The organism is Chryseobacterium ginsenosidimutans (assembly GCF_024807225.1).
In the GTDB taxonomy this organism is placed as follows: domain Bacteria; phylum Bacteroidota; class Bacteroidia; order Flavobacteriales; family Weeksellaceae; genus Chryseobacterium; species Chryseobacterium ginsenosidimutans.
In genome coordinates this window covers 1,060,738-1,083,996 of record NZ_JANUCO010000001.1, presented here as the reverse complement: position 1 = coordinate 1,083,996, position 23,259 = coordinate 1,060,738, and the positions used below count along the sequence as shown (strand labels likewise).

Annotated in this window: 6 protein-coding genes, 4 tRNA genes, 7 rRNA genes and 1 pseudogene; 2 read left to right on the top strand and 16 right to left on the bottom strand. The window is 40.1% G+C overall.

The genetic code is table 11. The annotated features are described in order from the left end of the window. Positions 1–46: 46 nt before the first annotated feature. Genes J3D55_RS05270 through J3D55_RS05260 form a run of 3 tightly spaced genes read right to left on the bottom strand, consistent with a single transcriptional unit; the run spans position 47 to position 2,644 of the window. On the bottom strand, positions 47–658 hold the full coding sequence (locus tag J3D55_RS05270; protein WP_259128686.1) for a hypothetical protein: 612 nt from the start codon (positions 656–658) through the stop codon (positions 47–49). Positions 659–670: 12 nt separating this feature from the next. Continuing rightward, positions 671–1,753, bottom strand: coding sequence for a putative type IX sorting system protein PorV2 (locus J3D55_RS05265; RefSeq protein ID WP_259128683.1), 1,083 nt, complete (start codon positions 1,751–1,753; stop codon positions 671–673). A gap of 12 nt (positions 1,754–1,765) precedes the next feature. Continuing rightward, entirely contained in the window at positions 1,766–2,644 is an 879-nt protein-coding gene (locus tag J3D55_RS05260; protein WP_259128682.1) for a DMT family transporter, read from the bottom strand. A gap of 423 nt (positions 2,645–3,067) precedes the next feature. Here J3D55_RS05260 and J3D55_RS05255 point away from each other — a divergent pair, with 423 nt between their 5' ends. Then, positions 3,068–4,696: an acyl-CoA carboxylase subunit beta gene (locus J3D55_RS05255; protein ID WP_259128680.1), complete on the top strand. Its 1,629-nt coding sequence runs from the start codon at positions 3,068–3,070 to the stop codon at positions 4,694–4,696. 88 nt (positions 4,697–4,784) lie between these two features. Here J3D55_RS05255 and J3D55_RS05250 read toward each other — a convergent pair whose 3' ends face one another. From J3D55_RS05250 to J3D55_RS05195, 12 genes and pseudogenes are all read right to left on the bottom strand, one after another. After that, complete coding sequence (locus J3D55_RS05250) at positions 4,785–6,224, bottom strand: AAA family ATPase (RefSeq protein WP_259128673.1); 1,440 nt, start codon at positions 6,222–6,224, stop codon at positions 4,785–4,787. A gap of 81 nt (positions 6,225–6,305) precedes the next feature. Next, positions 6,306–7,428, bottom strand: a pseudogene (locus J3D55_RS05245) (vWA domain-containing protein). A 626-nt stretch (positions 7,429–8,054) separates the two neighbouring features. Continuing rightward, positions 8,055–8,162 (bottom strand): 5S ribosomal RNA (gene rrf / locus J3D55_RS05240). A gap of 147 nt (positions 8,163–8,309) precedes the next feature. Further along, positions 8,310–11,074, bottom strand: a 23S ribosomal RNA gene (locus tag J3D55_RS05235). A gap of 367 nt (positions 11,075–11,441) precedes the next feature. Beyond that, positions 11,442–11,515 (bottom strand) — tRNA-Ala (locus tag J3D55_RS05230). A 90-nt stretch (positions 11,516–11,605) separates the two neighbouring features. Beyond that, a tRNA-Ile gene (locus J3D55_RS05225) sits at positions 11,606–11,679 on the bottom strand. Positions 11,680–11,907: 228 nt separating this feature from the next. Further along, a 16S ribosomal RNA gene (locus J3D55_RS05220) occupies positions 11,908–13,425 on the bottom strand. The 16S, 23S and 5S rRNA genes sit together here with 2 tRNA genes alongside, the layout of an rRNA operon. 2,045 nt (positions 13,426–15,470) lie before the next feature. Continuing rightward, a 5S ribosomal RNA gene (rrf, locus tag J3D55_RS05215) occupies positions 15,471–15,578 on the bottom strand. 147 nt (positions 15,579–15,725) lie between these two features. Then, a 23S ribosomal RNA gene (locus tag J3D55_RS05210) occupies positions 15,726–18,486 on the bottom strand. Between the two features lie 367 nt (positions 18,487–18,853). Beyond that, a tRNA-Ala gene (locus tag J3D55_RS05205) sits at positions 18,854–18,927 on the bottom strand. A gap of 90 nt (positions 18,928–19,017) precedes the next feature. Further along, a tRNA-Ile gene (locus J3D55_RS05200) sits at positions 19,018–19,091 on the bottom strand. A 228-nt stretch (positions 19,092–19,319) separates the two neighbouring features. Beyond that, a 16S ribosomal RNA gene (locus tag J3D55_RS05195) occupies positions 19,320–20,837 on the bottom strand. A gap of 658 nt (positions 20,838–21,495) precedes the next feature. Here J3D55_RS05195 and J3D55_RS05190 point away from each other — a divergent pair. After that, positions 21,496–21,621, top strand: coding sequence for a hypothetical protein (locus J3D55_RS05190; RefSeq protein ID WP_259128653.1), 126 nt, complete (start codon positions 21,496–21,498; stop codon positions 21,619–21,621). Between the two features lie 1,401 nt (positions 21,622–23,022). On the opposite strand, the gene rrf (J3D55_RS05185) is transcribed toward J3D55_RS05190, so the two are convergent. Next, a 5S ribosomal RNA gene (gene rrf / locus J3D55_RS05185) occupies positions 23,023–23,130 on the bottom strand. Positions 23,131–23,259: the final 129 nt, after the last annotated feature.

The following is a 23,259-nucleotide window of genomic DNA, read 5'->3' as shown; positions in this document are numbered from 1 at the left end:
TCCGTTTTGTAGCTTTACTCTGAAAACATCACTTTTAGTGGTTGCTTTAAAGGTTGCAAATGGAGAAGAAACTGTTTGAACCTACTAAAATAAACTGACTGTTATCAATTTGAATTCTCTGCAGATCCATTTTACCATTGCTAAATTTTTGAGCCCCATTATCGGTTGAAATTGCCGAAACTGTAGCTGTTGTTGCGACCTGAGTATTATTTGTAGTCGTTTCTTGTATTTTAGTTTGAACCTGATTAATCGGATTAGCCGGCGAAATAGAAACATAAGTCTGCTTCAAAGCATCCTGATATCCTTCTTTGTATTCTTTAATACTTGAAGACCCTTTTATTGATGATATTACTTTATCATTACAATCTTTAAACTGTACCGATACTTTATTTCGCAAAAACCCGCTGTCATTAATAATATTCGCCATTAAAACACTACAAGGATTACTTTGTGCATCAGAAGGCCATTGTAATTTATCCGTTGGAACGATAGTATAATTTTTACTTCTTAAAGTTTTTATTAATAATTCACCCAAACCGAAATCTTCCTTAAAAGTTTCAAATTTAACAGGAACAGAAATATATTTATAATCAGAAACCTTTTGTCCAAAAGCAAACATTGAACAAACGGTAAGTATAAGTATTGATAGTTTTTTCATTTTTTTAATTTTTTAGTCATTTCTAAACTGTCCCATATCCAGTTTCAGAGAGAAGAAATTGGAATAGAAATTTGATCCGCCAATTCCTGAATTGGTAATTGCATAATCCAATGTAAGTCCTCTATATTTGATCCCGATACCTGCACTTGGCTGGAAAGAAACCTTTCTTCTAAGATCTTCAATATCTGTAATCGACTGGAATCTGTTCACCCCTAATCTCACAAAAATCATTTTCTGATAACCCAATTCAGCTCCTGCATAAGGAGTAATACTCGCAAAATCTGTAGAAAGAAGAGCTGCCGTTTTAGCAAAATCAACATTGATTCCGGCTTCTGGCAAGACATAAACGCTGCTGTTGATTTCAAACAGTTTGCTTACCCCTGCATTCAATTTTGGCATTGTTAATTCCATTTTATCTTTTGGAGCAGGGTTGAATTCTTCCCCGTTTACAATCGTAGAAAGTTCTTTTTGGTTCACACTCCAGAAGTTGACTGTAGTTGTTGCATCTCTCAACATACCTCCGATTTTCCATCCGTTATCCATTTTATAGATCGCACCAATATCAAAACCGAATCCGTATCCGTTTGCAAATTTCCCTACATTTCTATAAACGATTTTTGCATTGATACCTACGTCAAGCTTTGTATTTCCTGCAGGATTGAAAGCGTAAGAAAGAATTGCAGCGTAATCGGATTGTGAGAATTTTGTGATTTTATCATAATCAATATTTCCTTCCGTATCGATTAATTGAGTAGTATTCAAAATATTATCAACCCCAAGTCTTACCACAGAAACCCCGAAAACTCCTGTTTCCAACACTTTTGCATAAGCCAGATAATCATATTTTGCAATAGACTCGAAATATTCTGCATGCATCGCTGCTCCCTGCCAATCTTTTTCGATCGCCATCAAACCCGCCGGGTTCCACATTGGAGAATAAACGTCGTCCTGATTGGTAACGACAGCTCCTCCCATTGCCAAACCTCTTGCTCCGGCTCCGATATTCAGGAATTCATTGGAATATTTTCTGATGATCTGAGACTGCGATATCCCAAAAACCAGGGAAAATACGAGTAAAAAATATTTTTTCATCATATATTTTGATGCTTAATTTAACGTTTTTTGTTTCTTAGCTTTTATTAATCCGTTGGCAATGATTGCCAGTATCATAACTCCTGAAGCGATATAAAAAATCGGACTCATGTGTTCTGATTCCCCAAAGATAAAAAAAGCTAGTATAATTCCGTAGACCGGTTCTAAATTAACTGTTAAAATTAGTGTAAAAGGCGAAATATATTTCATCAAATTCACAGATTCCAACATCGGGAAAGCAGTGAAAACACTTGCCAACAAGCATATTAACGCAATATCGCGGTAACTTATTTCATTCATGTGAAAAATTTGCCCCGAAAACACATAAATTATCATTAATATAAACCATCCGGAGAAAATTTCGTAAAAAATAATGTTTCCAGAGCTTGTTTTCCCAAACATCTTCCCGTTAAAAACAGAAAAGATCGTCCCGAAAACAGCACAAAGAACTCCGTAAAGAATTCCTTCCTTAAATCGAAACTCTGTTTTAAATATTAATAAAATACAGGCAACGATCACAATTCCCATAATTACTTCAGAAGCATCAATCTTTCTTTTAAAAATAACAGGCTCTAAAATCGAAGCAAATAAGGTGGATAAAGACAGGCAACTTAATGCAATGGAAACATTGGAAACTTTAATAGAATGAAAGAAACAGTACCAATGCAGCGCCATCGCAAAACCAATGGCAGCCAATTGAAAGAAAATTTTCTTTGAAACCTTAATACTGTCTTTCTTGAAAACTCTGATGTAAACAAAAAGGCAAATTGCTGCAAACAACATTCGGTAGAAAACAAGAATCTGTGCATTCGCATGAATCAGTTTTCCTAAAATTGCAGTAAATCCCCATAAAAATATAATTAAATGCAATCTGAAAAGAGCTAATTTATGCATATCCTACCTACTTTTAAATTTTGTGCAAATTTACAAATAGCTTTTACAAATCAATAAAAATTTTGTATTAAAAGTGTCAATTTTTTGAGGAAATTTTCATTTTCAAATTAATTTTAAAAATAAAATGAATCGTTTAATGATTTTGAGATAAATTAAAATAAAAAACCCTGAAAATCGGTTGAACTTTCAGGGCCTTCAAATAATAAACTATTAAAAAAATAAACTAGGAACTTAGAGTATTTATATAGAAACTTTCATTCCTAATACTCTATTGTAAAGTTAGCAAAATACGCACCAAAAAAAATATATTAATTGTTAAATGTTTCATAATTTTCTGAAAACCAATTTATTAAACATTTGTTTTACTTCAATTTGAATTCCTATTAAAAATAGTATCTTTAAGCGGAAAAAATTGAAATTTTTATGGACATTGAATTCAACAAACGAGAAGATCAAAACAGATTAAAATTATCCGAAATAAATCGCTTACTCGCTGACATCAAAAAAGGAGGAGGAGAAAAAAGGCTTCAAAAGCTACGTGACGAAGGAAAAATGACGGCAAGAGAAAGAGTAGAATATCTTCTCGATAAGGATTCAGATTCCATAGAAATTGGTGCTTTTGCAGGATACGAAATGTATGAGGAACATGGCGGCTGTCCAAGTGGCGGTGTTGTAGTGGTAATGGGATACGTTTCCGGAAGACAATGTCTTATTGTTGCCAATGATGCTTCTGTAAAAGCTGGAGCTTGGTTTCCTATCACAGGAAAGAAAAACCTGAGAGCTCAGGAAATTGCCATGGAAAACAGGCTTCCGATTATTTATCTGGTAGATTCTGCGGGAGTTTATCTTCCGATGCAGGATGAAATCTTCCCAGACAAAGAAATGTTCGGAAGAATTTTCAGAAATAATGCCAAAATGAGTGCTGCAGGAATCATCCAGATTTCAGCCGTAATGGGTAGTTGTGTCGCAGGAGGAGCTTATCTCCCAATCATGAGTGACGAAGCGATGATCGTGGAAGGAACAGGCTCTATTTTCCTTGCAGGAAGCTATTTGGTGAAAGCTGCGATTGGAGAAACTATTGATAACGAAACGTTGGGAGGAGCGACAACGCACTGCTCGATTTCCGGAGTTACCGATTATAAGGCTAAAGATGATAAGGATGCTTTAAACAGAATTAAAAACATCATGAAATCTTTAGGGTCTAATGACAAAGCAGGTTTCGACAGAATCGAAAGTGCTCTGCCAAAAGAAAAACCTGAAAATATTTTCGGAATTATGCCTGCATTGAGATCAGAGCAATATGATACTTTTGACATCTTAAAATGTTTAGTCGATAATTCGGAATACGAAGAATATAAACCAGATTACGGGAAAAGCATCATCTGTGCGACGGCAAGAATCGACGGTTGGTCTGTAGGAATTGTAGCCAATCAAAGAAAATTGGTGAAAAGCGGAAAAGGTGAAATGCAGTTTGGTGGTGTAATTTATTCTGATTCTGCCGATAAAGCGACAAGATTTATTGCTAATTGTAATCAAAGAAAAATTCCTTTGGTATTTTTACAGGACGTAACGGGTTTCATGGTAGGTTCAAAATCTGAACACGGAGGAATCATCAAAGACGGAGCGAAAATGGTAAATGCCGTTTCCAATTCTGTTGTTCCGAAATTTACTATCATTACAGGAAATTCTTACGGAGCAGGAAATTACGCCATGTGCGGAAAAGCGTATGATCCAAGATTGATCGTAGCTTGGCCATGGGCAGATCTTGCAGTAATGGGTGGAGCTCAGGCTGCAAAAGTTTTAGCACAAATTCAGGAATCTACTTTGAAAAAACAAGGGAAAGAAATTACCGACAAAGAACGTAACGAAATTTTAGATTCGATTTCAAAAAAATATAAAAAGCAAACAGAAGCAACGTATGCTGCGGCAAGATTGTGGACAGATGCCATCATTAATCCTGTAGATACCAGAAAATGGATTTCCATGGGTATTGAAGCTGCGAATCATTCTCCGATTACTGAGAAATTTAATATGGGAGTTATTCAGGTTTGATAAAAATTTACAAATAAAATTGAGCAATAAAAAAGATGTGGAATTAGTTTTCCACATCTTTTGTTTATAATAATATCTTTAAATTGACTTAAGAAAAGAAAACACCCGTTTTGAAACGTTCTTTATTCAATTTTTTATTAACAGCTAATCCCCAAAGGATAAATTCTTTCAGGAACAAAAGATCTTCTTCTTTGGTATCGGGTTGATATTTTTCAATAATCTGGTCAAGCGGATTGATACGATTAAGATTTTTCGCATAAGCTTCATCCGAAGATTCGTCTGTAATTTCCAAAAATCCATCGTCTTCCAAAAACCAATCGGTAATTTGGCTAAACGGACCATCAATAGTCTTTTTTTCCAACTTTTCAACTTTCGGAAAGTACGATGTAAACAAAGTTCTTATCGCATTATCGATCAATAATTGAGCGACTGCTTCTGCACCTTCTTGCTCACCTTCATAGACCAATTCCACTTTTCCTGTGATCGCAGGAATTACTCCAACAAAATCACTTAATCTTACAGAAGTTTTTTCTTCGCCCGTCAATAATGATCTTCGTTCTGCGGTACTCAATAAATTTTCAAAAGCGGTAATACTCATACGAGCACTTACTCCACTTTTTGAATCTACATATTCACTTTCACGAGCTTCAAAACCGATTTGCTCCAAAAGATCTTTCGCTAAAGTAGGAACATATACAGAATTTTCCTGACGCTTGTCCAAACTGGATTCATATTTTGTAATCTCTTTTGCAATATGAATATTTTCAGGATAATGCGTTAAAATCTGTGATCCGATACGGTCTTTCAGCGGAGTTACAATGCTTCCTCTGTTGGTATAATCTTCCGGATTCGCAGTAAATACAAACTGGATGTCTAAAGGCATTCTCACCTTAAAACCACGAATCTGAATATCACCTTCCTGCAAAATATTAAACAAAGAAACCTGAATTCTCGCCTGAAGATCCGGCAATTCATTAATCACAAAAATACAACGGTTCGCACGCGGAATCATCCCAAAATGAATCACACGGTCGTCTGCATAAGAAAGTTTCAAATTGGCAGCTTTGATGGGATCTACATCACCGATAAGATCGGCAACCGTAACATCCGGAGTCGCTAATTTTTCGAAAAATCTTTCATCGCGATGCAACCATTCTATCGGCGTATTATCACCTTCTTCTTTGATAAGTTCTTTCGCATAACGCGAGATCGGATTGAAAGGATCATCATTAATTTCGCTTCCTCCCACAAACGGAATCCACTCATCCAATAAAGTGGTCATCATTCTCGCCAGTCTGGTTTTTGCCTGACCTCGAAGACCTAATAAATTGATGTTATGACGACTGAGAATAGCATGTTCCAATTGAGGAATAACGGTGTTTTCATACCCGAAAATTCCCTCAAATACAGACTCTTTATTAAGAATTTTACTCCTTAAATTATCTCTTAATTCATCTTTGATGCTTTTTACTTTATATTCTGATGCTTTTAGTGAACCTAATGTTTTTATATCTGGCTTTGCAGTCATTGTATTTAAAATCTGATTTATAATTCTTTGAAATAGTATTTAATGCTTAATCATTTAGTTAAACATTAATTATTTAATTTTTTAACGTAATCTTCTTTTACGATTGGCTTCATAATCTTCAAAAATCATGTTACCTAAGCCATTAAGACCTGTATAAAAGGCTTTCCCTTGGTTGGCTTCTGTAAATTCATTAATAAAATGTTGAAGATAAGGATCTTGAGCAATCATAAAAGTAGTAACAGGAATGTGTAATCTTCGAGCTTGAGCAGCCATATTATAGCATTTTTGAACTACATATTCATCCAAACCGTTAGAATTCATATAATAACTTCCATCAGCTTCACGTACGCAACTTGGCTTTCCGTCGGTGATCATGAAGATCTGCTTATTGGTATTTCGTTTTCTACGCAAAATATCCATTGCCAATTGAAGTCCGGCAACTGTATTCGTATGATAAGGACCAACCTGTAAATAAGGAAGCTCCTGAATTTTCACTGGCCAAGCGTCGTTTCCAAAAACAATAATATCCAACGTATCTTTCGGATATCGTGTCGTAATCATTTCTGCAAGTGCCATCGCCACTTTCTTAGCAGGAGTGATACGATCTTCTCCATATAAAATCATGCTGTGACTGATGTCGATCATCAAAACCGTGCTCATCTGAGATTGATGAATGCTGTCTTCTACAACAAGATCGTCCTCTGTAAGGTGAAAATCTCCAATTCCATTATTGATCTGGGCATTTTTAAGACTTTCTGTAATAGAAATTTTCTCAACAGGATCTCCGAAATTATAATTACGAAATTCCCCCGTTGTATCTTCACCCGAACCACTTTTGTTAGTCTTGTGATTTCCGTTGCCGCTTTTCTCCAGGTTTCCAAAGATTTGCTTTAGAGCTTGTTTACGGATATTTTGTTCCATTTTTGCACTCAAACGTACCTCATTTCCTGTTCCATTGGGATTTATTTCCTCACGGATATAACCTTTTTTCTTAAGGTCTTCAATAAAATTATCGATGGTATAATCTGGAGTAGTAAGTTTGTATTCGTCATCCAGCATTCGAAGCCAGTCTATAGCTTCATCAAAATCTCCTGAAGTGTGGGTTAGCAAATCGGTAAAAATTTCCAATAGCCTGTCAAATACAGACAGTTTCCGGTGCTTTGTAAGCTTCAAATCTGAACCCTCTCACAATATGCTCTTTCATAAGATAAAGTTACAACATAAATTGAGAGGTCATTAAGAGATTTAGTCTATTTTAATATTTACTAATAAAAATAATCTTGGTAAATAAAGTGATGCATTTTATCAGGAGCTATTTCCCGCTATCCACTTTTACTCCTCGTTCCATCGCATTCTTTCAGAGCCTGTACTTACTGCGGGGTAACCGTTTCTATCGGGGCTAAAACTTTTGTCGGCATTAGAAATTAAGGCTTTCTCAAACATAAAAAGTTATCTTTATAATAGCCAGTAAACTCCTGTCTCTGTCATTGCGAGGAGCGAAGCGAAGAAGCAATCTCAACATATTACTATTTACGATCCAATTATCTTCTTAATAAAAATTACTTCACCATCTGTGCAGATCTGTGTCATCTGTGGGGAAAGAAAAGACTAATGTACGGATTCATTGAGATTATTTTACTTCAACAAACTCAGTCTCGGTTTTGCTATACTCTTGCAATGACAACCCAACGATCAACTATCACCTATCAACGATCAACAAACTTACTGATTGCGTATTACCTATTACCCATTACTTATTATTCATTACTCATGCTTATGGTGTAAAACGAAAAAAGTCTCATACATTACTGTATGAGACTTTTAAATAAAAACTGGCGGCGACCTACTCTCCCGCTTTCGCAGTACCATCGGCGCTGGTGGGCTTAACTTCTGTGTTCGGAATGGGAACAGGTGAGCCCCACCGCTAAAACCACCCTAAAGGTTGTATATAAGATATCAGAGCTTAGATTTCAGATTTCAGACTTTTAGGTCTTGTATCTGATGTCTTGTATCTGACATCTATTTTATCGATAAAAACATTCACAAAGAGAGAACCTTGATTGCGCAATTAAGCGTTGCCAATTAGGCTATAAATCTACGGGTAATTAGTACTACTCGGCTATGCTGTTACCAACTTTACACCTATAGCCTATCAACGTTGTCATCTCCAACGACCCTTAAAAGATGTCTCATCTTGAGGCGAGTTTCGCACTTATATGCTTTCAGTGCTTATCTCTTCCAAACGTAGCTACTCAGCGGTGCTCCTGGCGGAACAACTGATACACCAGAGGTTTGTTCAAATCGGTCCTCTCGTACTAGATTCAAGCCCTCTCAAACATCTAACGCCCGCAATAGATAGAGACCGAACTGTCTCACGACGTTCTGAACCCAGCTCGCGTGCCACTTTAATGGGCGAACAGCCCAACCCTTGGGACCTTCTCCAGCCCCAGGATGTGACGAGCCGACATCGAGGTGCCGAACCTCCCCGTCGATGTGAGCTCTTGGGGGAGACTAGCCTGTTATCCCCGGAGTACCTTTTATCCTATGAGCGATGGCCCTTCCATACGGAACCACCGGATCACTATGTCCTGCTTTCGCACCTGATCGACTTGTAGGTCTCACAGTCAAGCACCCTTATGCCATTACACTCTACGCACGGTTACCAAGCGTGCTGAGGGTACCTTTGAAAGCCTCCGTTACTCTTTTGGAGGCGACCACCCCAGTCAAACTACCCACCACGCAATGTCCTTCTAAAAGAAGTTAGGCTCCAAGTAAGTAAAGGGTGGTATTTCAACGTTGACTCCACAAACACTAGCGTGCCTGCTTCAAAGTCTCCCACCTATCCTACACATTACTTACTCAAAGTCAATACGAAGTTATAGTAAAGGTTCACAGGGTCTTTTCGTCCCATTGCGGGTACTCGGCATCTTCACCGAGACTACAATTTCACAGAGCTCATGGTTGAGACAGTGCCCAGATCGTTACACCATTCGTGCAGGTCGGAACTTACCCGACAAGGAATTTCGCTACCTTAGGACCGTTATAGTTACGGCCGCCGTTTACTGGGGCTTCAGTCAAACGCTTCGCATTGCTGCTAACGCCCTTCCTTAACCTTCCAGCACCGGGCAGGTGTCAGACCCTATACAGCATCTTTCGATTTAGCAGAGTCCTGTGTTTTTGATAAACAGTCGCCTGGGCCTCTTCACTGCGGCCAGCATTGCTGCTGGCGTCTCTTCTTCCGAAGTTACGAGACTATTTTGCCTAGTTCCTTAACCATGATTCACTCTAGCACCTTAGGATTCTCTCCTCGACCACCTGTGTCGGTTTTGGTACGGGTTGCTTCACTTCGGCTTTTCTTGGAAGCACTTTCCTTACAACAACTTCGCCCGAAGGCTAGGTCTTGACTATTCCGTCAGTCTCCAGTAAGTACGGCACTCCGTCCCCTTTTTAGTGTGAGCAAGTATGGGAATATTAACCCATTGTCCATCCACTACCCCTTTCGGGTTCGCGTTAGGTCCCGACTAACCCTCAGCTGATTAGCATGGCTGAGGAAGCCTTAGTCTTTCGGTGAGCGGGTTTCTCGCCCGCTTTATCGTTACTTATGCCTACATTTTCTTTTCTATACGCTCCACAATACCTCACGATACTGCTTCCGTGCGAATAGAATGCTCTCCTACCAGATATAACCCAACGGTTATAAATCCATAGCTTCGGTATTCTGTTTATGCCCGATTATTATCCATGCCGGACCGCTCGACTAGTGAGCTGTTACGCACTCTTTAAATGAATGGCTGCTTCCAAGCCAACATCCTAGCTGTCAATGCAGTCCAACCGCGTTGCTTCAACTTAACAGAAATTTGGGGACCTTAGCTGTTGGTCTGGGTTCTTTCCCTCTCGGACATGGACCTTAGCACCCATGCCCTCACTGCCGTGGAACATTTATTAGCATTCGGAGTTTGTCAGGAATTGGTAGGATTTGACTCCCCCGCATCCAATCAGTAGCTCTACCTCTAATAAACTTATACACGACGCTGCACCTAAATGCATTTCGGAGAGTACGAGCTATCTCCCAGTTTGATTGGCCTTTCACCCCTACCCACAGGTCATCCGAAGACTTTTCAACGTCAACCGGTTCGGTCCTCCACTCTGTGTTACCAGAGCTTCAACCTGCCCATGGGTAGATCACAAGGTTTCGCGTCTAATCCTACTAACTAACCGCCCTATTCAGACTCGCTTTCGCTCCGGCTCCGGACCTGAAGTCCTTAACCTCGCTAGTAAAATTAACTCGTAGGCTCATTATGCAAAAGGCACGCCGTCACCCAACTTGTGGGCTCCGACCGCTTGTAGGCGTACGGTTTCAGGTTCTATTTCACCCTTCTATTCGAAGTGCTTTTCACCTTTCCTTCACAGTACTTGTTCACTATCGGTCTTTCAGGAGTATTTAGCCTTGGAGGATGGTCCCCCCATATTCAGACAGGATTTCACGTGTCCCGCCCTACTCATTTATCATCTAAATATACCTTTCAAATACGGGGCTATCACCCTCTATGGCTGTTCTTTCCAGAACATTCTTTTAAATATATAAAGACTTTTGGGCTAATCCGCGTTCGCTCGCCACTACTTACGGAATCTCTTCGATTTCTTTTCCTCCGGGTACTTAGATGTTTCAGTTCTCCGGGTTTGCTCTCTAATAAATTAGAGTGACTGGTCTTCAACCAGACGGGTTGCCCCATTCGGACATCTCGGGATCAATTCGTGTGTGCCAATCCCCCGAGCTTTTCGCAGCTTACCACGTCCTTCTTCGCCTCTGAAAGCCTAGGCATCCGCCATACGCCCTTAACGATTTCTTTCCTAATTATTAATTAGTTCAGTATTTTTTTGCTCAGTATTACTACCAAGCTATTTTTTGTAAACTCAAACGCTTAATTGCGCTCGGTTTTCTCTTTGTGATATTTTTACCGTTAATGTCAATGATCTTTATGCTTTCTCAGGCTTAATCCGCAAATATTGTTTTTGGCTCTATCTGCTTTTTTAATTCTAAACCTTCAAATTACTGTTAATTGAATAACAATGTGGAGAATAAGGGAGTCGAACCCTTGACCTTCCCGATTCATCGGGATGCTCTAGCCCCTATCGGCTAAAATCCTTTGTTTATTTTTTAAATAACTTCTATTCTTGTTACATCGCTGTAACTTTTTCATTACTTTTCAGTAATTGTGGAGAATAAGGGAGTCGAACCCTTGACCTCCTGCGTGCAAGGCAGGCGCTCTAGCCAGCTGAGCTAATTCCCCCTCTAGTTGAGTGTACGAGTCAGAGGGTCGGAGGGTTTGAGTGTTAACTCATCTTCTCTTATACTCTAAAACTCTCTTACTCAAAATTAGTAGTCTCGGGCAGGCTCGAACTGCCGACCTCTACATTATCAGTGTAGCGCTCTAACCAGCTGAGCTACGAGACTTCATTTTTTAGTTGTTGATTGTTGGTTTTTAGTCATTAGTCTAAAACTAATTCCTAATAGCTAAACCTCGAACTTCTTTAACTAAAATCTCTCTTCCCTGTTACTAATTTCTAGTGGGTTTTGTATTTTTTAATATATCAACCAAATAAAAAACTAAAGCATGAACTTTAAGCAAGTACATGGTACATTGAAGTACCTTAATTTTGTTTATCGTCTAAAGACGCTCTAAAATGAGATGTTCCAGCCGCACCTTCCGGTACGGCTACCTTGTTACGACTTAGCCCTAGTTACCTGTTTTACCCTAGGCAGCTCCTATTACGGTCACCGACTTCAGGTACCCCAGACTTCCATGGCTTGACGGGCGGTGTGTACAAGGCCCGGGAACGTATTCACCGCGCCATGGCTGATGCGCGATTACTAGCGATTCCAGCTTCATAGAGTCGAGTTGCAGACTCCAATCCGAACTGAGACCAGCTTTCGAGATTCGCATCCAGTCGCCTGGTAGCTGCCCTCTGTACTGGCCATTGTATTACGTGTGTGGCCCAAGGCGTAAGGGCCGTGATGATTTGACGTCATCCCCACCTTCCTCTCTACTTGCGTAGGCAGTCTCACTAGAGTCCTCAACTTAATGCTAGCAACTAGTGACAGGGGTTGCGCTCGTTGCAGGACTTAACCTAACACCTCACGGCACGAGCTGACGACAACCATGCAGCACCTTGAAAATTGCCCGAAGGAAGGTCTATTTCTAAACCGATCAATTCCCATTTAAGCCTTGGTAAGGTTCCTCGCGTATCATCGAATTAAACCACATAATCCACCGCTTGTGCGGGCCCCCGTCAATTCCTTTGAGTTTCATTCTTGCGAACGTACTCCCCAGGTGGCTAACTTATCACTTTCGCTTAGTCTCTGAAACTTAAAGTCCCAAAAACGAGTTAGCATCGTTTACGGCGTGGACTACCAGGGTATCTAATCCTGTTCGCTCCCCACGCTTTCGTCCATCAGCGTCAGTTAAAACATAGTGACCTGCCTTCGCAATTGGTGTTCTAAGTAATATCTATGCATTTCACCGCTACACTACTTATTCCAGCCACTTCTACTTTACTCAAGACCCGCAGTATCAATGGCAGTTTCATAGTTAAGCTATGAGATTTCACCACTGACTTACGAGTCCGCCTACGGACCCTTTAAACCCAATAAATCCGGATAACGCTTGCACCCTCCGTATTACCGCGGCTGCTGGCACGGAGTTAGCCGGTGCTTATTCGTATAGTACCTTCAGCTTTCCACACGTGGAAAGGTTTATCCCTATACAAAAGAAGTTTACAACCCATAGGGCCGTCGTCCTTCACGCGGGATGGCTGGATCAGGCTCTCACCCATTGTCCAATATTCCTCACTGCTGCCTCCCGTAGGAGTCTGGTCCGTGTCTCAGTACCAGTGTGGGGGATCACCCTCTCAGGCCCCCTAAAGATCACAGACTTGGTGAGCCGTTACCTCACCAACTATCTAATCTTGCGCGTGCCCATCTCTATCCACCGGAGTTTTCAATAATAACTGATGCCAGTCATTATATTATGGGGTATTAATCTTCCTTTCGAAAGGCTATCCCCCTGATAAAGGTAGGTTGCACACGTGTTCCGCACCCGTACGCCGCTCTCAAGATTCCGAAGAATCTCTACCGCTCGGCTTGCATGTGTTAGGCCTCCCGCTAGCGTTCATCCTGAGCCAGGATCAAACTCTCCATTGTATGTTTGTCTGACTCACTCAAAGTTTTTTAATACGCTTTAGTTTTTCCTTACTTGGTTGTATATCTATTTTTCAATGATCTCTTTTCTTTCGCTTTTTACAATACCTAATGTTCTGTCGTTTTCAGTATCGATTTGCGTGTGCAAAAGTAAAACTTTTTTCCTAATTGACCAAATGTTTTTTGAAGATTTTTTAAAGTTTTTTAAATAACCCTAACCCCTCTATTCAACACCCAATCATCTACTCCTGCGCTCCCGTTTTACCGGACTGCAAAGATAAGAATCTTTTTTATATTACCAAATTTTATTTACTAAAATTTTGGATTATATTTTCAAGCTAATATCCTATAACAATTATATAATAGTATACAATCATTATATAGTAGTGTCTTTAATTTTATGCCCATCTAAAGGCTCTTCTGCGCTACTGACATACTCTCGTTTTCAGTGGGGCAAAAGTACATCCTTTTACCCTCAATCTCCAAATATATTTAACATAATGTTTACTTTTAATTCATATTTAATCATAAGTCTCTGACTTTCTGAGAGAATAATTTTAAACTAATGTTTGTTTTTTTAGAGGTTAGGTCAGAGGTTGCAGCTTGAAGCGTTAGAGTGTTTGAGTGTGGGAGAGTTTTAGAGTTCGAGGATTGAAGAGTTGGAGGATTCGAGTTTGGGAGAGTCGGAGGATTTGAGATTATCAGAATGGAAGGATATAAAACTTCTTGTATTAAAGTTTGAGAGTTCAAGTGAAAAGAATTTGAATAAGAGAAGAATGATTATTTCCAGCGATATGATCCGGGGAATGATAATGAAAAATTGTTTGAAGTTTTTTAAGTTAAAGCAATTAAATATAAGTTTTGGCTAAAGCCTTTTGCTGAGTTTCTTATTCAAAGCAGGCTGAAGCCCGCCCCTATTGATGGAACAGCAAGCGCTTCTTAAATTCTTGCTCTCTATTTATAAGGAAGTATTCTTATTCCTCTATAATCAAAAAGTATAACGTTATAAAGTATGAGTTTTTTTGTGGTATATTATATTTTTATTTTCCCACAGATGACACAGATCTGCACAGATGTTGGAGGATATTCTTTTATTAAAAAGATAATATATTGTAAAGAGCAATACTATTTTTAGCATTTAGCATTTAGCATTTAGCATTTAGCATTTAGCATTTAGCATTTAGCATTTAGCATTTAGCATTTAGCATTTAGCATTTAGCATTTAGCATTTAGCATTTAGCATTTAGCATTTAGCATTTAGCATTTAGCATTTAGCAAAAATAATTGAGTGGGTAAAAATCAACAAAGAAAAATCAATTTTTCTACAAGAGATTCATGTTTAAAGAAGAAAAAACTCTCGTAGATTATACGGATTAAGCAGATTTTCTATTGATTGGAAAATTATATTTTTTAGATAAATTTAAAAAGAGCTTATTCTTCGAAGTAAAATGCAAATACAAAAAAATGTAAAAAATTGCTTTAGATCCTTTCAGGCTCACAAACTTTGTGGAGATTTTGGAATGTGGAAAGATAGATATGGAAGTTAATATAAATATTCTGCTTTATATTGATCGTCATTAAATCTTGAGATCTTTTCATAATCGATACTAATGGCTGCGTTTTTCATTTTCCCACAGATGACACAGATTTGCACGGATTTTTGAGTCTATTTATTAGGAAGATACATATTGTAAAGAAAAAAGAGTTTTCGCAGATTATACGGATTAAGCGGATTTTCTATTGATTAAAAAATTATATTTTTAGATAAATTAAAAATATTCTCAAACATCTGTGCAGATCTGTGTCATCTGTGGGAAAATAAAAGACTAATGTACGGATTCATTGAGATTATTTTACTTCAACAAACTCAGTCTCGGTTTTGCTATACTCTTGCAATGACAACCCAACGATCAACTATCACCTATCAACGATCAACAAACTTACTGATTGCGTATTACCTATTACCCATTACTTATTATTCATTACTCATGCTTATGGTGTAAAACGAAAAAAGTCTCATACATTACTGTATGAGACTTTTAAATAAAAACTGGCGGCGACCTACTCTCCCGCTTTCGCAGTACCATCGGCGCTGGTGGGCTTAACTTCTGTGTTCGGAATGGGAACAGGTGAGCCCCACCGCTAAAACCACCCTAAAGGTTGTATATAAGATATCAGAGCTTAGATTTCAGATTTCAGACTTTTAGGTCTTGTATCTGATGTCTTGTATCTGACATCTATTTTATCGATAAAAACATTCACAAAGAGAGAACCTTGATTGCGCAATTAAGCGTTGCCAATTAGGCTATAAATCTACGGGTAATTAGTACTACTCGGCTATGCTGTTACCAACTTTACACCTATAGCCTATCAACGTTGTCATCTCCAACGACCCTTAAAAGATGTCTCATCTTGAGGCGAGTTTCGCACTTATATGCTTTCAGTGCTTATCTCTTCCAAACGTAGCTACTCAGCGGTGCTCCTGGCGGAACAACTGATACACCAGAGGTTTGTTCAAATCGGTCCTCTCGTACTAGATTCAAGCCCTCTCAAACATCTAACGCCCGCAATAGATAGAGACCGAACTGTCTCACGACGTTCTGAACCCAGCTCGCGTGCCACTTTAATGGGCGAACAGCCCAACCCTTGGGACCTTCTCCAGCCCCAGGATGTGACGAGCCGACATCGAGGTGCCGAACCTCCCCGTCGATGTGAGCTCTTGGGGGAGACTAGCCTGTTATCCCCGGAGTACCTTTTATCCTATGAGCGATGGCCCTTCCATACGGAACCACCGGATCACTATGTCCTGCTTTCGCACCTGATCGACTTGTAGGTCTCACAGTCAAGCACCCTTATGCCATTACACTCTACGCACGGTTACCAAGCGTGCTGAGGGTACCTTTGAAAGCCTCCGTTACTCTTTTGGAGGCGACCACCCCAGTCAAACTACCCACCACGCAATGTCCTTCTAAAAGAAGTTAGGCTCCAAGTAAGTAAAGGGTGGTATTTCAACGTTGACTCCACAAACACTAGCGTGCCTGCTTCAAAGTCTCCCACCTATCCTACACATTACTTACTCAAAGTCAATACGAAGTTATAGTAAAGGTTCACAGGGTCTTTTCGTCCCATTGCGGGTACTCGGCATCTTCACCGAGACTACAATTTCACAGAGCTCATGGTTGAGACAGTGCCCAGATCGTTACACCATTCGTGCAGGTCGGAACTTACCCGACAAGGAATTTCGCTACCTTAGGACCGTTATAGTTACGGCCGCCGTTTACTGGGGCTTCAGTCAAACGCTTCGCATTGCTGCTAACGCCCTTCCTTAACCTTCCAGCACCGGGCAGGTGTCAGACCCTATACAGCATCTTTCGATTTAGCAGAGTCCTGTGTTTTTGATAAACAGTCGCCTGGGCCTCTTCACTGCGGCCAGCATTGCTGCTGGCGTCTCTTCTTCCGAAGTTACGAGACTATTTTGCCTAGTTCCTTAACCATGATTCACTCTAGCACCTTAGGATTCTCTCCTCGACCACCTGTGTCGGTTTTGGTACGGGTTGCTTCACTTCGGCTTTTCTTGGAAGCACTTTCCTTACAACAACTTCGCCCGAAGGCTAGGTCTTGACTATTCCGTCAGTCTCCAGTAAGTACGGCACTCCGTCCCCTTTTTAGTGTGAGCAAGTATGGGAATATTAACCCATTGTCCATCCACTACCCCTTTCGGGTTCGCGTTAGGTCCCGACTAACCCTCAGCTGATTAGCATGGCTGAGGAAGCCTTAGTCTTTCGGTGAGCGGGTTTCTCGCCCGCTTTATCGTTACTTATGCCTACATTTTCTTTTCTATACGCTCCACAATACCTCACGATACTGCTTCCGTGCGAATAGAATGCTCTCCTACCAGATATAACCCAACGGTTATAAATCCATAGCTTCGGTATTCTGTTTATGCCCGATTATTATCCATGCCGGACCGCTCGACTAGTGAGCTGTTACGCACTCTTTAAATGAATGGCTGCTTCCAAGCCAACATCCTAGCTGTCAATGCAGTCCAACCGCGTTGCTTCAACTTAACAGAAATTTGGGGACCTTAGCTGTTGGTCTGGGTTCTTTCCCTCTCGGACATGGACCTTAGCACCCATGCCCTCACTGCCGTGGAACATTTATTAGCATTCGGAGTTTGTCAGGAATTGGTAGGATTTGACTCCCCCGCATCCAATCAGTAGCTCTACCTCTAATAAACTTATACACGACGCTGCACCTAAATGCATTTCGGAGAGTACGAGCTATCTCCCAGTTTGATTGGCCTTTCACCCCTACCCACAGGTCATCCGAAGACTTTTCAACGTCAACCGGTTCGGTCCTCCACTCTGTGTTACCAGAGCTTCAACCTGCCCATGGGTAGATCACAAGGTTTCGCGTCTAATCCTACTAACTAACCGCCCTATTCAGACTCGCTTTCGCTCCGGCTCCGGACCTGAAGTCCTTAACCTCGCTAGTAAAATTAACTCGTAGGCTCATTATGCAAAAGGCACGCCGTCACCCAACTTGTGGGCTCCGACCGCTTGTAGGCGTACGGTTTCAGGTTCTATTTCACCCTTCTATTCGAAGTGCTTTTCACCTTTCCTTCACAGTACTTGTTCACTATCGGTCTTTCAGGAGTATTTAGCCTTGGAGGATGGTCCCCCCATATTCAGACAGGATTTCACGTGTCCCGCCCTACTCATTTATCATCTAAATATACCTTTCAAATACGGGGCTATCACCCTCTATGGCTGTTCTTTCCAGAACATTCTTTTAAATATATAAAGACTTTTGGGCTAATCCGCGTTCGCTCGCCACTACTTACGGAATCTCTTCGATTTCTTTTCCTCCGGGTACTTAGATGTTTCAGTTCTCCGGGTTTGCTCTCCTTGCGGAGTGACAGGTCTTCAACCTGCCGGGTTGCCCCATTCGGACATCTCGGGATCAATTCGTGTGTGCCAATCCCCCGAGCTTTTCGCAGCTTACCACGTCCTTCTTCGCCTCTGAAAGCCTAGGCATCCGCCATACGCCCTTAACGATTTCTTTCCTAATTATTAATTAGTTCAGTATTTTTTTGCTCAGTATTACTACCAAGCTATTTTTTGTAAACTCAAACGCTTAATTGCGCTCGGTTTTCTCTTTGTGATATTTTTACCGTTAATGTCAATGATCTTTATGCTTTCTCAGGCTTAATCCGCAAATATTGTTTTTGGCTCTATCTGCTTTTTTAATTCTAAACCTTCAAATTACTGTTAATTGAATAACAATGTGGAGAATAAGGGAGTCGAACCCTTGACCTTCCCGATTCATCGGGATGCTCTAGCCCCTATCGGCTAAAATCCTTTGTTTATTTTTTAAATAACTTCTATTCTTGTTACATCGCTGTAACTTTTTCATTACTTTTCAGTAATTGTGGAGAATAAGGGAGTCGAACCCTTGACCTCCTGCGTGCAAGGCAGGCGCTCTAGCCAGCTGAGCTAATTCCCCCTCTAGTTGAGTGTACGAGTCAGAGGGTCGGAGGGTTTGAGTGTTAACTCATCTTCTCTTATACTCTAAAACTCTCTTACTCAAAATTAGTAGTCTCGGGCAGGCTCGAACTGCCGACCTCTACATTATCAGTGTAGCGCTCTAACCAGCTGAGCTACGAGACTTCATTTTTTAGTTGTTGATTGTTGGTTTTTAGTCATTAGTCTAAAACTAATTCCTAATAGCTAAACCTCGAACTTCTTTAACTAAAATCTCTCTTCCCTGTTACTAATTTCTAGTGGGTTTTGTATTTTTTAATATATCAACCAAATAAAAAACTAAAGCATGAACTTTAAGCAAGTACATGGTACATTGAAGTACCTTAATTTTGTTTATCGTCTAAAGACGCTCTAAAATGAGATGTTCCAGCCGCACCTTCCGGTACGGCTACCTTGTTACGACTTAGCCCTAGTTACCTGTTTTACCCTAGGCAGCTCCTATTACGGTCACCGACTTCAGGTACCCCAGACTTCCATGGCTTGACGGGCGGTGTGTACAAGGCCCGGGAACGTATTCACCGCGCCATGGCTGATGCGCGATTACTAGCGATTCCAGCTTCATAGAGTCGAGTTGCAGACTCCAATCCGAACTGAGACCAGCTTTCGAGATTCGCATCCAGTCGCCTGGTAGCTGCCCTCTGTACTGGCCATTGTATTACGTGTGTGGCCCAAGGCGTAAGGGCCGTGATGATTTGACGTCATCCCCACCTTCCTCTCTACTTGCGTAGGCAGTCTCACTAGAGTCCTCAACTTAATGCTAGCAACTAGTGACAGGGGTTGCGCTCGTTGCAGGACTTAACCTAACACCTCACGGCACGAGCTGACGACAACCATGCAGCACCTTGAAAATTGCCCGAAGGAAGGTCTATTTCTAAACCGATCAATTCCCATTTAAGCCTTGGTAAGGTTCCTCGCGTATCATCGAATTAAACCACATAATCCACCGCTTGTGCGGGCCCCCGTCAATTCCTTTGAGTTTCATTCTTGCGAACGTACTCCCCAGGTGGCTAACTTATCACTTTCGCTTAGTCTCTGAAACTTAAAGTCCCAAAAACGAGTTAGCATCGTTTACGGCGTGGACTACCAGGGTATCTAATCCTGTTCGCTCCCCACGCTTTCGTCCATCAGCGTCAGTTAAAACATAGTGACCTGCCTTCGCAATTGGTGTTCTAAGTAATATCTATGCATTTCACCGCTACACTACTTATTCCAGCCACTTCTACTTTACTCAAGACCCGCAGTATCAATGGCAGTTTCATAGTTAAGCTATGAGATTTCACCACTGACTTACGAGTCCGCCTACGGACCCTTTAAACCCAATAAATCCGGATAACGCTTGCACCCTCCGTATTACCGCGGCTGCTGGCACGGAGTTAGCCGGTGCTTATTCGTATAGTACCTTCAGCTTTCCACACGTGGAAAGGTTTATCCCTATACAAAAGAAGTTTACAACCCATAGGGCCGTCGTCCTTCACGCGGGATGGCTGGATCAGGCTCTCACCCATTGTCCAATATTCCTCACTGCTGCCTCCCGTAGGAGTCTGGTCCGTGTCTCAGTACCAGTGTGGGGGATCACCCTCTCAGGCCCCCTAAAGATCACAGACTTGGTGAGCCGTTACCTCACCAACTATCTAATCTTGCGCGTGCCCATCTCTATCCACCGGAGTTTTCAATAATAACTGATGCCAGTCATTATATTATGGGGTATTAATCTTCCTTTCGAAAGGCTATCCCCCTGATAAAGGTAGGTTGCACACGTGTTCCGCACCCGTACGCCGCTCTCAAGATTCCGAAGAATCTCTACCGCTCGGCTTGCATGTGTTAGGCCTCCCGCTAGCGTTCATCCTGAGCCAGGATCAAACTCTCCATTGTATGTTTGTCTGACTCACTCAAAGTTTTTTAATACGCTTTAGTTTTTCCTTACTTGGTTGTATATCTATTTTTCAATGATCTCTTTTCTTTCGCTTTTTACAATACCTAATGTTCTGTCGTTTTCAGTATCGATTTGCGTGTGCAAAAGTAAAACTTTTTTCCTAATTGACCAAATGTTTTTTGAAGATTTTTTAAAGTTTTTTAAATAACCCTAACCCCTCTATTCAACACCCAATCACCTACTCCTGCGCTCCCGTTTTACCGGACTGCAAAGATAAGAATCTTTTTTATATTCGCAAATTTTATTTACTAAAATTTGGATTATATTTTCAAGCTAATATCCTATAACAATTATATAATATAACATAATCATTATATAGTAGTGTCTTTAATTTTATGCCTACCTAAAGGCTCTTCTACGCTACTGACATACTCTCGTTTTCAGTGGGGCAAAAGTACATCCTTTTACCCTCACCATCCAAATATATTTAACATAATGTTTACTTTTAATTCATATTTAATCCTAAGTCTCTGACTTTCTGAGAGAATAATTTTAAACTAATGTTTGTTAATTTTATGGGAAGGGAACAGGGTCGGAGAGTTTGAGAGTTTGAGTGTGGGAGGGTTCTAAGGTTTATGGCATATAAGTGTTGAAGAGTTGGAAGGTTTGAGAGCTTTTGGAAGTGCAAAGGCGAGAGCTTTATTAGGGATAAGAGTTGAAGAGTTGGAAGGTTCGAGTTTGGGAGAGTCGGAGGATTTGAGATTATTAAATGGAAGGATATGAAACTTTTTGTTTTAAAATTGATGAGTTCGAGTCTTTATCTTAGAATTTGGGAGTTCGAGCGTGTGAAGATTGGAGTTTTAAGAGCATACGCATTGAAGAGCTTGAGAGTTTAAGAAGTGGAGAACTTGAGGAAGAGCTGGCGGAGGAATTGAGTGTAGAAGGACTTGAGGGTTTGAGGGTGTAAGGAGAAGTAGCGGACGGATTGGATATTTTAAAGTTTGCAGGTGGGAGGGTTTTGAGATTGAAGAAAGAGAGATTTAAGATGGTAAATGGGAAAAGATCAGGAGTGATCGTTTTTTGGTCAATAGCAGAAGAAGCTTCTTTTGGAGAAGTTTAAACATTTAAAAATATTTTCAAATAATAATTTTTTAAGTTTTCCGGATATGGGGTTGGCTATTCATTAATTAGTTGGAAGAGGAAAGAAAAAATTCGAAGAAGTTGATCTATATAAAAGAAGTTGAATAAGAGAAGAATGATTATTTCCAGCGGTATGATCCGGGGAATGATCTTGAAAAATTGTTTGAAGCTTTTTAAGTTAAAGCAATCAAATATAAGTTTTGGCTAAAGCCTTTTGCTGAGTTCTTATTCAAAGCAGGCTGAAGCCCGCCCCTATTGATGGAACAGCAAGCGCTTCTTAAATTCTTGCTCTCTATTTATAAGGAAGTATTCTTGTTCCTCTATAATCAAAAAGTATAACGTTATAAAGGATGAGTTTTTTTGGTGGTACATTATATTTTTATTTTCCCACAGATGACACAGATTTGCACAGATGTTGGAGGATTCTTTTATTAAAAAGATAATATATTGCTTTCTCGCAATGACATAAAGCATAGCATTTAGCATTTAGCATTTAGCATTTAGCATTTAGCATTTAGCATTTAGCATTTAGCATTTAGCATTTAGCATTTAGCATTTAGCATTTAGCATTTAGCATTTAGCATTTAGCATTTAGCATTTAGCATTTAGCATTTAGCATTTAGCAAAAATAATTGAGTGGGTAAGAATGAACAAAGAAAAATCAATTTTTCTACAGGAGATTTAAGTTTAAGAAAAAGGAATTCTCGCAGATTATACGGATAAAGCGGATTTTCTATTGATTAAAAAATTATATTTTTAGATAAATTAAAAATATTCTCAAACATCTGTGCAGATCTGTGTCATCTGTGGGAAAATAAAAGACTAATGTACGGATTCATTGAGATTATTTTACTTCAACAAACTCAGTCTCGGTTTTGCTATACTCTTGCAATGACAACCCAACGATCAACTATCACCTATCAACGATCAACAAACTTACTGATTGCGTATTACCTATTACCCATTACTTATTATTCATTACTCATGCTTATGGTGTAAAACGAAAAAAGTCTCATACATTACTGTATGAGACTTTTAAATAAAAACTGGCGGCGACCTACTCTCCCGCTTTCGCAGTACCATCGGCGCTGGTGGGCTTAACTTCTGTGTTCGGAATGGGAACAGGTGAGCCCCACCGCTAAAACCACCCTAAAGGTTGTATATAAGATATCAGAGCTTAGATTTCAGATTTCAGACTTTTAGGTCTTGTATCTGATGTCTTGTATCTGACATCTATTTTATCGATAAAAACATTCACAAAGAGAGAACCTTGATTGCGCA